We start from the raw sequence: 13,694 nt of genomic DNA, 5'->3' as shown, positions 1-13,694 counted from the left end.
GAAGAAGTGCTTCTTGGCCTCCTCGACGCCCTTGGCGATCGCCGCGGGCACCTCCTTGGCCTTTCCGCGACGCATTTCGCAGTTGTCAGGGATCAGCGGGCGATCTCGGTGACCCGGGACTCGCGAACCACCGTCACCCGGATCTGACCCGGATAGGTCAACTCCTCCTCGACCTGCTTGGCCACGTCCCGGGCCAGCACCGCCGCGCCGATGTCGTCGACGTCGTCGGGCTTGACCATCACCCGGATCTCCCGGCCCGCCTGCATGGCGAAGACCTTCTCCACGCCCTGCTTGCCGGCCGCGATCTCCTCGATGCGTTCCAGCCGCTTGACGTACGCTTCCAGGCTCTCCCGCCGCGCCCCCGGCCGGCCGCCCGAGCAGGCGTCGGACGCCTGGGTCAGCACCGCCTCCACGGTCTGCGGCGGCACCTCGTTGTGGTGCGCCTCGATAGCGTGGACCACGTCCTCGCTCTCGCCGTACTTGCGGGCCACGTCCGCGCCGATGATGGCGTGGCTGCCCTCCACCTCGTGGGTGAGCGCCTTGCCGATGTCGTGCAGGAACGCCGACCGCTTGATCAACGGCACGTCCAGTCGCAGTTCGGCCGCCATCACCCCGGCGATGTGCGCGGTCTCCACCAGATGCTTGAGCACGTTCTGCCCGTACGAGGTGCGGTAACGCAGCCGGCCCAGCAGGGTGACCAGCTCCGGGTGGATCTCGGTGATGCCGACCTCCACCAGCGCGTCCTCGGCGGCCCGGTGGCAGAGCTGATCCACCTCCTGGCGGGCCAGGTCGTGCACCTCCTCGATCCGGTGCGGATGGATCCGGCCGTCCAGCACCAGCTTCTCCAGGGTCAACCGACCGATCTCCCGGCGGACCGGGTCGAAGCAGGACAGCAGCACCGCCTCGGGAGTGTCATCGATGATCAGGTTCACCCCGGTGACCGACTCGAAGGCCCGGATGTTGCGGCCCTCCCGGCCGATGATCCGCCCCTTCATCTCATCACCCGGCAGGTGCAGCACACTGACCACGCTCTCGGCGGTCTGCTCGCTCGCCACCCGCTGGATCGCGTCGACCACGATGTGCCGGGCCCGCTGCTCGGCGGTGGACCTCGCGTCGGACTCGATGTCCCGGACCAGCAGCGCGGCCTCCCGCTTCGCCTGGCCCTCGATCGCCTCGACCAGCTCGGCCCGCGCGGCGTCGGCGGTCAACTCGGCGACCCGCTCCAACTCACGTCGCCGCTGGTTCTCCGCCTCGGCCAGCTCGGCCTCCCGCTCGGCCAGCGCCGCCTCGCGGGCGGCCAGCGCGGCATTCGCCGCCGTGAGCTGGCGTTCCCGTTCCGCGAGCCGCTCCACCTCCTCGGTGTGCAGCCGCTCCCGCTCGTCCATCCGGGTCGCCCGCCGCTCCACCTCGGCGGCCTGTTCCCGGGTGGTCGCGGCGAGCACCGCCACCTCCCGCTCACCGCTGCGCCGCGCAGCGGTGCGCAACTGCTCGGCATCCGCCTCGGCCTGCTTGTGCGCCCGTTCGAGCACCGTGTCCGCCTCGGCGCGGGCGTCGTCGAGCACCCGGCGGGCCTCCGCCCGCGCCGCCTTCGCCTCGGCCTTGGCCGCCGCCGCCTCGGCGCGGGCCGCCGCCGCTGCGGACTTCGCCACGTCGATTGTGCTGTTGACCTCGTCAGCGGCGGTGCGCAGCGCGGCCAGCGACTGCTCCTGCCGGTCCTTCTCCGCGACGTACGCGGGATCCTCAGGTGCCGGACGCGTCAACAGCCCCCGCATCAGCCGCACCCCGAACAGGACCGCACCGAGCACCACGAGGGTCAGCACCAGCACGGCGGTCAGGATCACGACATCGAAGGCGCTCATCCGGCCGCTCCGTCCCGCCGGCCACCGGAATGAGCCACGACACCGGCGGCTTCCGCCGCACCCCCGAGCCCGACCACGGCGGCACCGGTGGGCGACACCGGATGGCGCCCCGGCGATCGCGAACTCTGCTCACCGTCGTCGGTGGCCCCGGATTCCGCCGCACCGGGAGCGCCGTGCCCCCCGCTCATGCCGGCGCTCCACTCCGCCGCGCGCCCCTAGCGGGCAGCGCCGAACGAAGCCGCAAGGTCGGCTCGCTCCGCTCGCTCATGCCGGGACTCCGGTGAACCTCTGCCGCCTCGCCATGGCGCGCCTCCCCTGAACCGTCGCGCCGCAACAGCCTGCCGGGTGGGCATGCTCCTGCGACTCTGGACGCCCGACCGGAGCGCGTGGCCGTGGGTTGGCTTCCTCCGCCGACGGCCCTGACGGCCGTCGGCGGGCCGGGTGCAGTGTCACGTGAGCCCGGACCGGCCTGTCCGAAGCTGACGTACGTGGCCGATGGTGCCGGCCAAAGTGATGCTGTTCTGTTACGGGATCTATGTTGTGCGCTTAGCCTGCGCTTGGTCGGGCAATGTGAGCCTTTATGGCGAGGCTAGGTCCCAACCGGCCTCCGGTCAAGAACAGATGATCAAACCACCCGGACGGAGAGAAGTTAACTCGTCACCCTCCGCCAATGAATACTCGGACGCCAGTGGGCAAAAAAGACGAACACCCAACGCCGAGTTGACTCATCCGGGCTGGTCAGGTCAACGGACCCGGGCGCTGCGGGAGTTGGACCGACGGTCAGCGGTCGATCTCGCCCTCGGCGTCGGCGAGGGCGTCGGCGTCGATCTGCTCGGCGAACTCGGCCGCCTCGGCGCTCTGCGCGGCGATCGCGTCCTTCACCGCCCGGATCGCCACACCGGCCGGGTAGCCCTTCCGGGCCAGCATGCCGACCAACCGCCGGAACACCGCGTCCGGCTCACCTCGGGCGGTACGCAGCTTCCGGTCCACCAGGGCGCGGGCAGTCTCCGCCTCGGTGCTCTCGTCCAATTCGTCAAGCGCCTCGCTGGCCGTGTCACCATCCACGCCACGCTGGCGCAGCTCATTGGCAAGTGCCCGGCGGGCCAGCCCACGGCCGGCGTGCCGGCTGCTCACCCAGGCCCGAGCGAACGCCGCGTCGTCGATGATGCCGACCTCGTCGTACCTGTCGAGAACCTGGTTGGCGGTCTCCTCGGAGATGCCCCGCCGAGCCAACGCGGTCGCCAGCTCGGCCCGGGTACGCGGACGCACCGCGAGCTGCCGCAGACAGATCTCCCGGGCCACCTCGGCCTCGTCGCGAGGCGCGGATGCCGCCTCGCCGCGCGCCGGACCGCCGGCCCGTCCGGCGGAGCCGGCTGCACCCCAGGCCTGGGTGCCTGGAGCCGACGCGTCCCGGGGATCGGCCGACGCCGGGTCACCCGGGTCGGAGGCGTTCCCGGAGGCGCGGCGGCCTCGGCGGGGACGCGGTGTGGAGTCACCCGCTCGGGGCGGGCTGGCATCCCAGCCCCGCCCCGAGCGGGCACGTCGTCCTGCCACGACTCAGGATCAGAAGTCGACAGGCGGCAGCTCCGGGCCACCGGCGGCGTCGCCCGCGCCGACCCCGACGCCGAGCTTCTCCAGGATCTTCTTCTCGATCTCGGCGGCCACGTCCGGGTTCTCCCGGAGGAACTCGCGGGCCTTCTCCTTGCCCTGGCCCAGCTGGTCGCCCTCGTAGGTGTACCAGGCACCGGACTTGCGGATGATCGACTGCTCGACGCCGACGTCGATGAGGGAGCCCTCGCGAGAGATGCCCTTGCCGTACATGATGTCGAACTCGGCCTGCTTGAACGGGGCCGCGACCTTGTTCTTCACGACCTTGACCCGGGTCCGGTTACCGACCACGTCGGTGCCGTCCTTCAGGCTCTCGATACGCCGCACATCGAGCCGGACCGAGGCGTAGAACTTCAACGCCCGCCCACCGGTGGTGGTCTCGGGGCTGTTGTGCACCATGACGCCGTCGACGAAGTAGTTGTGGTTGCCCTCGACCTCGATGTCGAACCGGTTCATCGAGCGGGTCTTCGGCTTGACTCGGACATCGATGATCCGTGCGGGCACCGGCATCAGCTCCGCCGGGACGAACTGCGGCTCGACGGCACACTGGCCTCGGAACCGCGGCAGCAGCTTGGCCTCCATCGCCGCCGGCACGTAGGGAGCAACCAGCTCCTGGAACTTCGCCGACGACTCCGTGGTGAAGATGATCGACGCCGTCTGCCGGGCACCCCGGGAGACCAGCTTCACATCCATGCCGTACGCGTCACGCAGATGCTCGACCAGACGGTCGCGGCTGCCCTCCGCCATCGCCTCGACGCAGATCTCGATCCGACCGGAGCCGCCAACCGTACGCTCCTGCAAGCCCTTGGAGCGGACGGTGAAGCAGCCATCGTCCATGTACCACACGGCGAGCGCGAGCGGGGTGAGCGCCTTGAGGTAGTCCCAGCTGAGGTGCTTCTTGCCGTCGCCCAGGTAGACCGCGCGGCGCAGCTCGTCCAACTCCGGCAGCGGGGTGAAGTCCACGAATGCGGCGCCCCGGGCGTCGGTACGCCGGGAGTGGCCGATGTTGCCGAGCAGCGAGATCTTCCAGTCGAGGTAGTCGACCTGCTGGGCGCCGTGGCCGAGCCGGAAGCGGACACCTGAACGGTCCTGCCGGTTCGGCGACAGGGCGCCATCACCCATCAGCGAACCGAGCACGACCTGCCACTGCTGCTCACTGAGGCGTCGCGACTCGGCGAGCATCACCCGGTCACCGGCGATCAACTCGCCCGCCTCCCGCCAGCCACCCGGGGTGCGTACCAGGTGGTTGGCGGTGGCGGCGAACTGCGCCCGCCCGTTGCCGCCCGACTTGGCGACGGTGAACTGGAGGAACTGCTCCGCCGGACCGTTGTTGAACCAGTTGGTGATCCGCTTCGGCTCCACCCGGTCGGTGTCCGGGTTGTAGGAGAGGACCTCGACGTCCATCCGCTGGTTGACGATCTTGCCGATCTTCTCCTGCGTGCCGTCGGCCAGCGTCACCCGGGTCGAGTACGACATGCACCCGAACATGACGCCGATCTTCTCGCGGAGCTGGTTGATGAAGATCGCGGTGGTGCCGGTGTTGTTGAGCACACCGGTGATCTTCCGCAGCGCCTGGCTCATCAGCCGGGCCTGCAGCCCCACGTGGCTGTCGCCCATCTCGCCCTCGATCTCGGCGCGCGGCACCAGCGCGGCGACCGAGTCGATCACGATGATGTCGATCGCGCCGGAGCGGACCAGCATGTCCGCGATCTCCAGCGCCTGCTCGCCGGTGTCCGGCTGGGAAACCAGCAGGGCGTCGGTGTCGACGCCCAGCGCCTTGGCGTACTCCGGATCGAGCGCGTGCTCGGCGTCGATGAAGGCGGCGATGCCGCCGGCCCGCTGGGCGTTGGCCACCGCGTGCAGGGCGACCGTGGTCTTACCGCTGCTCTCCGGGCCGTAGACCTCGACGACCCGGCCGCGGGGCAGACCACCCACGCCGAGCGCCACGTCGAGCGCGATGGAACCGGTCGGAATGACCGAGGTCTGGATGACCGGCCGCTCCCCCAGCCGCATCACCGAGCCCTTGCCGAACTGCTTGTCGATCTGAGCGAGAGCAAGGTCGAGCGCCTTCTCCCGGTCAGGACCTGCCGCCATCGTTGCCACCCCTGCCTTCGCCGGCGTCTTTCCTGAGCTTCGCGTCACGCGGGACACGCTAGGCGCTGGGTCCGACAGAAAACCAGCCGACTGGCCGTGGCCTGTGGACGAGCACCCCGCTGTGGACAATAGCCGAACAGGTGTACGACTCGGCAAGAGACACGCGGAAGTAACGAATCGACTGCTCAGCGTAGCCGGGCGGGTACCCGGTCGGGATAGGCGGCGACCACGGCGCGCCACACCACGTGCGTCTCCACGCCGGCCTTGAGGGCCTGCTCGATGGTCCGTCCGCCGAGTTCCGGCAACACCTGGTCGCTGGCGATGCTCGCCGCGTACGCCGGCCCGAACGCCTCGGCCAGGCGTGCCCAGAAGTCGGTCAGCCGCACGTGATCAGTCCTCCCTGTCCGGTGCACCCACCGGCACCGGACGCAACGCTAGCGCCAGCAGGGGCGCCACCGCGACCGCGGCGAGCAGGGTCAGCACCGGATAGCCGGCCAGTTGCATGACAAACCCGCTCAGCGCTCCCGCAAGCGCTCCGGCCAGCCCCATGAGCAGGTCGGACAGTCCCTGCGCGCTGGGTCGCACCGCGTCCGGTACCGACTCCGACAGCAGTGTGGAACCGGCCACCATTGTCGCCGACCAGCCGAGCCCGAGCAGGATGAGCCCGATGGTGAGCCGGGGAGTGTGGTGCCCGGCGGTGCCGGCGACCGCGCAGGCGGCCAGCAGCGTCCCGATCCCACCGAGGATGACCGGGCGCCGGCCGAACCGGTCGGCGAGCCAACCGACCACCGGTGCCAGCGCGTACATGCCGGCGATGTGCAGGCTCAGCACCAGCCCGACCACCGGCAGCACCTCGTCGAGGGGGTAGTACTCCCGTAGGTGCACCGGGGTCATCGCCATCACCGCCACCATCACCAGGTGGCCCACGGCCACGGCGGCGACGCCGAGCCGGGCGGCCGGTCGGGCGCGTACCACCGACCAGGCGGCGCGCATGCCCGCGCCGCGCCGGGCCGGCGGTGCCGGTGCCGCGACCGGCTCGGCCGGAACCGTGCCGGCCGGGGCGAGCGCCGACGCGGCCGGGGCCGGGGCCGCCGAGGTCGGTGCTGGACCGGCCGCCGAGGTCGAGCCGGCCTCGCCGGTGCGGGCCGCCGCGAGCCGGCGCGCGGTGAGCAGCGGATCGGGCCGCAACCACAGCAGCAGTACGCCGGCGGCGAGCACGAACGCCACGGCGCTGAACGCGAACGGGCCGGACAGCGCCGGCAGTCCCCAGCCGCTCGTGGTGCGGTCGGCGAGCGCGGCGAAGTTGGGCGCGGCCACCGCGCCGATGGTGGTGGCCCAGACGATCAGCGACAGTTGCCGGGCGCGACGGTCCGGTTCGGCGAGGTCGACAGCGGCGTAGCGGGCCTGGAGGTTGGCGGCGGAGCCGCCGCCGAAGAGGAGCATGCCGAGGAAGAGCAGCGGGACCCAGCGGGTCGCCGCGGCGAGCACGACGAGCGCCCCGCCCAGCGCCCCGACCACGTACGCGAAGGCCAGGCCGGGGCGGCGGCCGTACCCGGTGATGATCCGGGTGACCGGCACGGCGAGCAGGGCGGCACCGATCACGGCGGCGCTCTGCGCCAGGCCGGCCACGGCGGTGCCGGCGATCTCGGCGGCGAGCAGGGCACCGACCGCGATGCCGATGGTCACCCCGATGCCGCCGACGATCTGGGTGGTGAAGAGCAGCCGGAGGGTACGCCGTTGGATCGGCGCGACCTCCGGGTGCGCCGCCGGCGTGGTCGTCAGGTCAGTGGCCAACGGGAGGCTCCTTGGTAAGGGGTCACCATCCTTTCGCACCCGACCGACCGCCGGCAGCCCGGTTTCGTCACAGCCCCAGGCCGCGACCGATGATCTCTTTCATGATCTCCGTGGTGCCGCCGTAGATGGTCTGCACCCGGCTGTCCAGCCAGGCCCGCGCCACCGGGTACTCCAGCATGAAGCCGTAGCCGCCGTGCAACTGCACGCACCTGTCGGCGACCCGGTTCTGCAACTCGGTGGTCCACCACTTGGCCTTGGCCGCGTCGGTCACCGACAGCCGGCCCGCGTTGAACTCGGCGACGCAGTGGTTGACGAAGGTCCGCGCGATGGTGACCTCGGTGTCCAGCTCGGCCAGGAGGAACCGGTTGTGCTGGAACTTCCCGATCGGCCGGCCGAACGCCTCCCGGGTGCGCGCGTGATCGAGGGTGAGGGCGAGCAGCCGTTCCGCGGCGGCGACCGCGGCGACGGCGATGCTGAGCCGTTCCCGGGGCAGGTTGGCCATCAGGTGGTAGAAGCCGTGGTTCTCGGTGCCGATGAGGTTGGCTGCCGGCACCCGACAGTCGTCGAAGAAGAGTTCGGCGGTGTCGTTGGCCTTCAATCCGACCTTGGCCAGTCGACGGCCCCGGGTGAAGCCCTCGGTTCCGGTCTCCACCGCGATCAGGCTGACTCCGTGGGCACCCTCGTCGGCGGTCCGGGCCACCACGATCACCAGGTCGGCCAGTTCGCCGTTGGTGATGAACGTCTTCTGCCCGTTGAGCACGAGGCTGTCCCCGTCACGGACGGCAGTGGTGCGTACGCCGGCCAGGTCGGAGCCGGCACCGGGTTCGCTCATCGCGATGGCGGTGACCAGGTCGCCGGAGCAGAACCGGGGCAGCCAGCGCTTGCGTTGCTCCTCGGTGGTCAGCTCGGTGAGGTACGGCGCGACCACGTCGTTGTGCAGGCCGAAGCCGAGCCCGGAGCAGCCGGAGTTGACGATCTCCTCGACGAGGACGGCGTTGTACCGGAAGTCCCGCTGTCCGCCGCCGCCGTACTCGGGGTCGACGTCCATGCCGAGCAGCCCGGCGGCGCCGGCCTTGTGCCACACCTCGCGGTCGACGATCCCGTCGGCCTCCCAACGTTCGTGGTGCGGCACGGCCTCCCGGTTCAGGAAACTGCGGCACAGGTCGCGGAACTCGTCGTGGTCGGGCTCGTAGAGATGCTGCTGCATGGCGGCAAGTGTGGCACCGTCCGCAGCCTCGCCGCGGGGTCGGTGGCGGCGGCCTGAGGGGGTGCTGGCGACCGCCACCGGCATTGGCCCACGGCGACCATCCGCTGCGGCTGAGGGCGAGCGTGGCAGGTCAGCCGGCGAGAGCGCGGGCGACGACTGTGAGGTCGGCGACCAGTCCGTCGTACGCGACGTCCTGGTTGTCGGCGCGAAGCACGGCGGAGGGGTGGATGGTGGCCAGCAGTCGGGCCGGCGGCGCGTCGGTGGTCCCCCCGGCGCTGTCGACAGGTACCCGCTGGAAGTCCTCCGGGTGTTGCGCGGTGGCCGGCCAGGGCAGCAGTTCGCCGCGCTGCCGGGTGACCCGGAAGGCCGGGCCGAGCAGGGCTTTGGCGGCGGTCGCCCCGAGCACCACTATCACCTCCGGGTCCAGCTGGGCGAACTCGGCGACCAGCCAGGGCCGGCAGGCGGTGATGTGCACCCGGTCGGGGGTCTGGTGGATGCGCCGCTTGCCGCGCAGCTCGAACCGGAAGTGCTTCACCGCGAATTTCCTAGGTTGTAGACGCAATCGCCACTCTCACCTAGGAGCCCCTGTGACCAGCAACATCCCCGATGACTTCGGTGACTGGACGTGGGTCATCAGCCACGAAGACCTCAGCAGCAAGCCCTACTGGCCTTCTCTCATGATGGCCTTCAACAGCCTCGTGGAGGCGTTCCGCCAGAGCGACCCCAACTCGGTGTTCTCCGAGGAGACCAGCGAAGCGCTCCAGGACGGAGGGCTGCTGTGACCACCGACCTCAAGAGCTTGAAGCGTCTCCGCTGGGCTGTCCGCCTGGTGCTCGCGCTCGGTGTCGCAGCGAGTATCGCGGGGAACGTGCTGCATGCCCGAGACAACCTGATCAGCCAAATCGTTTCGGCGTGGTCGCCTCTGGCGCTCCTGCTGACCATCGAACTCATCAGCCGTGTCCCGGTTCACCGCAAGTCCCTGGCGGTTGTCCGCTGGGTGGCTACGTCCGTGGTCGCTGGCATCGCTGCCTGGGTGTCCTACTGGCACATGGCCTCCGTAGCGAGCCACTACGGCGAGACCGGAGGCAGCCAGTACCTCATCCCGTTCAGCGTTGACGGCCTGGTCGTAGTTGCCTCGATCAGCCTGGTTGAGCTTGGAGGTCGCATCCGAGCGGCCGAGAGTGCCGGACAAATGCCGGACAGGAAGCCGGTTGTCACCGAGGTCAAGCCCAGGATCGAGCGTCCTCCGGTGGTGCCCGCTGGCGTGCGCCTTCTGCGCCTGGTGCCAGTGACAGTGCCGGACAGCGAGCCCGTGAAGCCTCCGGCTGCTCGGGTCAGCCCTCAGACCGCAGAGAAGGTCATGAAGGCTCTGCGGAGCGTTCCTGACGGCCGGATCGAAGAGGTTGCCCGTAGGGCCAAAGTCTCTGAGCGCACCGTGAGGCGAGCCCTGAACGGGGTGAAGCCGTGAGGGGACTCCTGTGGATGTTCGTACCGACCTCCCGGCAGCTTGCATGGGGCTTCCTGGTCGCACTGATCATCCTGTGCTCCTACGGACCGATTAGCAGCCTGTTCTAGCCCGTGCCGCGCAAGCGGCCTCTGCGACACATATATACAGGATGAAGGAGTCATTGCCCGGGCAGTGGCTCCTTCTGCTTTGCCCATAACTGAATATGGAGACACACCATGGACCGACCGAACCCTTATTACGTTCCCTCGAAGCGTCGCCCAAAGATGACCAGTGAGGCTGAGCTAGCGGCGTGGATGCTCGCTGAGCGAACGATCGAAGACCCTGAGACCGGATGCCTGTATTGGACTGGGGCAGCGGTGAACGTAGGAAACGTCTACGGGATGGTCCAGGGCACGAACGGTGTGCCTGACTACTGCCATCGAATCATCGGACGTGCTTACCTCGGGCTCCAGCCCGATGAGGTGATCGATCACGTCGTCTCCCGGGGCTGCTCTGGCCTCGGACTGTGTATCAACCCCGAACACCTTGAACCCACCACCCAAGCAGAGAACATCCGGCGTGGTCAGCGCTGGGGGAAGGTTGCCGCATGACGATCATTTGGAAGAGTGAAGATGAGTTTCTTGAGCGGTACGGAGACTCGCTGGTCTCCGATCTCTTCATCCCGCTGTTCAGCAATGACGTCCTTTCGATCTACAAGGATCGCCGTTGCGACGTCACGTACGTCGTTGAAGCTTCCTAGAAGGGCTCTGTAGCCCGCTGAGAGCGATTCTAAGGCGATAACAGCCGAGAGCCCCTACCCGAGTATGGGTAGGGGCTCTTCTTGGCTTCTCAGGTGCAGTTGGCGGACAACCCTCTTGGTTTTCCGTTTGGAAGCGGAGCCAGTTTAGGGGGCGGTAAGCAATTAGTCCAGGTCGGCGCGTCGCTCTGCGATCCAACGCTCAACGTCCTCAGCAAGCCAGACGTTCCCCATCGACAGTTGCGCGACCGGCTCAGGGAAGTCGCGTCGGCTGGTGATCCGGTAGACGCGCTGACGCGAGATGCCTCCGAGCATGACTCGGATCTCTGCGGACCCGACCAGCCTGAGCTTCCTCGCCATGAGCGTGAAGGTAGGTGTCTGCCAACTAGGCGTGTGTCACCTTTACGGAAGCCTAGTAGGCACTGCCTCTAGTCCCTTACCCTAGGCGTATGCCTAGGACCAAGTGGTTCCAACGTCCTGATGCGCCCGTAGACGTAGTGCAGCCTCCTCCGCAGCGCAGACAGCCCAGGGCACAGCCCGCATGGAACGGACCGACACGGCTGTTGCCGAACGTCAGGCTGATGACGCGTGGCGGTTGGTGGCGCTCTGCGTTCGCTGTCCGCTCGATGAATCAGAGGGGCTATGGCACTCGACCGGATCAGGGATGAAGTCCCCTTCAGAGTTCAACTTGCCTGGTCGATCATCGACGCCCATCACGTCACGGTCTGCTCTCGGTGCCAGCCGGACGGCTCCTGTCCAAGCCTCACGAACGGCGCAGCGACCATCAACGCCTGGCGGACCTCGGTCGGGCGATCTTCTGTGGATCTCCCGGGAGGCAAGCCCTCAGTTCTACCGGCCGATCAAGTTCCGAGTGATCAAGAAGCTTGATTGGACTACGTACGACGGCTGGGTATGGATCGAAGGTTATCAACTGAACGACAAGGGCGACGCCGTAGCCCGCCGGGCACTGTTCGTCCTGATCGAAGGTCTCAGGAAGCTCTGAGAACGCAGAGAAGCCCCACCCTCATCGAGGGTGGGGCTCTTGCTGTTTAGGGGCTCAGAAAGCCTCTCAGGCTGCCTTGCTCAGGTGCTCAGCGATCAACCGCACGACCTCAGCAGGGGTGTACTCACCAGGGTCGCCCTTGTCGCCCTTCACACCCTGGACGCCCTGGGGACCACGCGGACCCTCCTTGCCGGCACCAGCAGCCCAACGGGCGTATGCCTTGTGGACCTGGGTGTAAGCAGCAGGGCTGTAGACGTCACCAGAGGTGACCACGCTGCCCATGGCCAGCCGGCACGCCAGCAGAGCTGCGGAGGTAGCCGGACCGTAGTCCTTGTCAATGGCACCCTTGTAGTAGCCCATGTCAGCGAGCATCCGCTGAAGGGTCTCAACCGCATCGGTGCCCTTGTCACCTCGCTTGCAAAACATCACGTTCACCTCACTCCCTGGGATCACCCAGGGCTTATTGCTGGTCTCGTGAGACTCACGACTGTTCCAGTGGACGTGCTGGGTGTGCCGGTTTCGCTTTGCTCCGGCGTACGCGTAGCTCCGAGGCTTCCAGCCTTCAGAGCGAAAGCTGATCTGGTCGTTGTGAATCCAGTAGTGGGAACTCTCGTGAGCCTCGAAGACCTTCTTGAGTGCTGCGACATCAGCCGCATACGGCTTACCTTTGCCGTTGACTTCAACGTCCATGTCCCATGCGTCGACCGATCCGTCGTCAGGATCAGGATTGTGATCAGAGTTCGTCGCCTGGTGGGCAGCGTCCCCGATGGTGCCGTCAGAGGTCTTATCCCGGTTCGGGTACGCAGCGTTCACCGCGTTCCGGAAGTTGGTCAACGCTCGATTGAGAAACCAAGCCATCGACTACTCCTCTACCGGCTGGTTCTTTGCCTTCCAGACGCCGTACACAGTCAGCGCAGCGGCCACCAGGGCACCAGTCACAGACTGGACCTCGGAGGCATCAAACATGTTGTCAGCGACAACAGGGACCAGGGCGGTAACGACAGTGCCGACCGCAGCAACAACAGCCTTGACGTACGGGCTGAGCTTCACTTCTTTTCTCCTTCAATCACGATCACTTGAGCGCTCTTCAGCGCCTCGATGGTTTCCTCAAGGGCTGCAATACGCTCCTTGAGTCTGGCGTTCTCAGCGAGAGCGGAAGCTAGTTCCTGCTTGAGCCAGTCAACGTGACTCATCAGATCGGAGATGATTGCGTCGTAATGGACGCGAGCTTTGCCGTAGGCTTCAGCCTCGACCTGATGCTTCTGAAGCTCTCGGTTCTCTTTCGCAGCTTTGCGCTTTTCGAGGTACTGCCAGCCTCCGCCGAGAGTCGTAATGACGGCAACAATGATGGTGATGGTGTTAGGGGTATCCATGTGCCTCCTCGCACAATCAGATTGCTCCGTGCGAAGCGACGCACCGTTTACGAAACCCTCTGCAACATAAGCCAGCAGTTATTGAACTGCAATTGCGTGGCGGTGGCGTTAGAGGTGGCCTGCGCCCACCGCAAAGTGATAGCGCCGGAAGTCGCACCCATGATTAGAACGGCACGTTCCTCGATGTATGTGCTCGCAGATGATCCGGTCAAGCCATAGCTGATCTCTGTAGCTGCACCGTTCACCCGCCGAACAACCTGCATGTTGTCGCGGTCGGTCGCTGAGACGGAAGGCCCCATCGCAACCCGATTCATAACCGCCCCAGCCGGAATTGCCCACGCGGTTTTGATGTCACCAGCAGTGGCCCCAGAAGCGCCAAGCACGCATTCCATCCGGTACACGCCGCCAGCCTCGACCGGCAGCGTCAACTCAGGATCATCGGCAAGCGTCGTCGTAGACGCTCGCTCCGTGTTGAATGCCTTATAAACTAGCGTTGGGGCGTAAAAATTGAGGCGTGCCGGATAGAGAAGTTGTCCAGCTTCGATCATCGAT

General features: G+C 67.4%; 16 protein-coding genes and 3 pseudogenes. 5 read left to right on the top strand and 14 right to left on the bottom strand.

Annotated features, from left to right (window positions below; translation table 11 throughout):
• Nucleotides 1-92: 92 nt before the first annotated feature.
• The 9 genes and pseudogenes from rny to AB0I71_RS21015 form a co-directional block, all read right to left on the bottom strand.
• Nucleotides 93-1,859: a ribonuclease Y gene (gene rny, locus AB0I71_RS21055; protein ID WP_357587044.1), complete on the bottom strand. Its 1,767-nt coding sequence runs from the start codon at nt 1,857-1,859 to the stop codon at nt 93-95.
• Between the two features lie 780 nt (nt 1,860-2,639).
• On the bottom strand, nt 2,640-3,413 hold the full coding sequence (locus AB0I71_RS21050) for a regulatory protein RecX (protein WP_357587042.1): 774 nt from the start codon (nt 3,411-3,413) through the stop codon (nt 2,640-2,642).
• A 9-nt stretch (nt 3,414-3,422) separates the two neighbouring features.
• On the bottom strand, nt 3,423-3,923 hold the full coding sequence (locus AB0I71_RS21045; RefSeq protein ID WP_275410384.1) for a hypothetical protein: 501 nt from the start codon (nt 3,921-3,923) through the stop codon (nt 3,423-3,425).
• A 171-nt stretch (nt 3,924-4,094) separates the two neighbouring features.
• A pseudogene (locus AB0I71_RS21040) lies at nt 4,095-4,943 on the bottom strand (recombinase RecA); the annotation flags it as partial.
• A 3-nt stretch (nt 4,944-4,946) separates the two neighbouring features.
• Nucleotides 4,947-5,561 (bottom strand): annotated as a pseudogene (gene recA, locus AB0I71_RS21035) (recombinase RecA); the annotation flags it as partial.
• Between the two features lie 185 nt (nt 5,562-5,746).
• Entirely contained in the window at nt 5,747-5,947 is a 201-nt protein-coding gene (locus AB0I71_RS21030; protein WP_204011106.1) for a DUF3046 domain-containing protein, read from the bottom strand.
• 4 nt (nt 5,948-5,951) lie between these two features.
• A complete protein-coding gene (locus tag AB0I71_RS21025; protein WP_357587039.1) occupies nt 5,952-7,355 on the bottom strand; it encodes an MFS transporter in 1,404 nt (467 codons plus the stop codon).
• Nucleotides 7,356-7,422: 67 nt separating this feature from the next.
• On the bottom strand, nt 7,423-8,562 hold the full coding sequence (locus AB0I71_RS21020) for an acyl-CoA dehydrogenase family protein (protein ID WP_357587037.1): 1,140 nt from the start codon (nt 8,560-8,562) through the stop codon (nt 7,423-7,425).
• Nucleotides 8,563-8,692: 130 nt separating this feature from the next.
• Nucleotides 8,693-9,100: pseudogene (locus AB0I71_RS21015) on the bottom strand (uracil-DNA glycosylase family protein); the annotation flags it as partial.
• A 49-nt stretch (nt 9,101-9,149) separates the two neighbouring features.
• Between AB0I71_RS21015 and AB0I71_RS21010 the strand changes: the two are divergent.
• The 4 genes from AB0I71_RS21010 (at nt 9,150) to AB0I71_RS20995 (ending at nt 10,769) form a co-directional block, all read left to right on the top strand.
• Entirely contained in the window at nt 9,150-9,344 is a 195-nt protein-coding gene (locus AB0I71_RS21010) for a hypothetical protein (protein WP_357587035.1), read from the top strand.
• Complete coding sequence (locus AB0I71_RS21005) at nt 9,341-10,030, top strand: DUF2637 domain-containing protein (RefSeq protein ID WP_357587033.1); 690 nt, start codon at nt 9,341-9,343, stop codon at nt 10,028-10,030. Before AB0I71_RS21010 ends, AB0I71_RS21005 begins: the two co-directional genes overlap by 4 nt.
• Before the next feature lie 215 nt (nt 10,031-10,245).
• A complete protein-coding gene (locus AB0I71_RS21000; protein WP_357587031.1) occupies nt 10,246-10,620 on the top strand; it encodes a hypothetical protein in 375 nt (124 codons plus the stop codon).
• Nucleotides 10,617-10,769, top strand: a complete 153-nt coding sequence (locus tag AB0I71_RS20995; RefSeq protein ID WP_357587029.1) for a hypothetical protein — start codon at nt 10,617-10,619, stop codon at nt 10,767-10,769. Before AB0I71_RS21000 ends, AB0I71_RS20995 begins: the two co-directional genes overlap by 4 nt.
• A 162-nt stretch (nt 10,770-10,931) precedes the next feature.
• Here AB0I71_RS20995 and AB0I71_RS20990 read toward each other — a convergent pair whose 3' ends face one another.
• Nucleotides 10,932-11,126, bottom strand: a complete 195-nt coding sequence (locus tag AB0I71_RS20990; RefSeq protein ID WP_357587027.1) for an AlpA family phage regulatory protein — start codon at nt 11,124-11,126, stop codon at nt 10,932-10,934.
• Nucleotides 11,127-11,583: 457 nt separating this feature from the next.
• On the opposite strand from AB0I71_RS20990, the gene AB0I71_RS20985 reads away from it, so the two are divergent.
• Nucleotides 11,584-11,769: a hypothetical protein gene (locus AB0I71_RS20985; protein ID WP_357587063.1), complete on the top strand. Its 186-nt coding sequence runs from the start codon at nt 11,584-11,586 to the stop codon at nt 11,767-11,769.
• A gap of 66 nt (nt 11,770-11,835) precedes the next feature.
• Here AB0I71_RS20985 and AB0I71_RS20980 read toward each other — a convergent pair whose 3' ends face one another.
• From AB0I71_RS20980 to AB0I71_RS20965, 4 genes are read right to left on the bottom strand one after another with little or no spacing between them, the layout of a single operon-like run.
• Complete coding sequence (locus AB0I71_RS20980; RefSeq protein ID WP_357587025.1) at nt 11,836-12,627, bottom strand: peptidoglycan-binding protein; 792 nt, start codon at nt 12,625-12,627, stop codon at nt 11,836-11,838.
• Between the two features lie 3 nt (nt 12,628-12,630).
• Nucleotides 12,631-12,819 (bottom strand): hypothetical protein, encoded by a 189-nt coding sequence (locus tag AB0I71_RS20975; RefSeq protein ID WP_357587023.1) that lies wholly within the window; start codon nt 12,817-12,819, stop codon nt 12,631-12,633.
• Nucleotides 12,816-13,142, bottom strand: coding sequence for a hypothetical protein (locus AB0I71_RS20970; RefSeq protein WP_357587021.1), 327 nt, complete (start codon nt 13,140-13,142; stop codon nt 12,816-12,818). Before AB0I71_RS20970 ends, AB0I71_RS20975 begins: the two co-directional genes overlap by 4 nt.
• A gap of 47 nt (nt 13,143-13,189) precedes the next feature.
• Nucleotides 13,190-13,690 (bottom strand): hypothetical protein, encoded by a 501-nt coding sequence (locus AB0I71_RS20965; protein WP_357587019.1) that lies wholly within the window; start codon nt 13,688-13,690, stop codon nt 13,190-13,192.
• Between the last annotated feature and the right edge of the window lie 4 nt (nt 13,691-13,694).

Origin of the sequence: Micromonospora sp. NPDC049891 (assembly GCF_040660295.1) — a bacterium.
Classification (GTDB): Bacteria; Actinomycetota; Actinomycetes; order Mycobacteriales; family Micromonosporaceae; genus Micromonospora.
The sequence above is the reverse complement of the archived record's forward strand: the minus strand, read 5'-3'. Positions and strand labels throughout refer to the sequence as shown.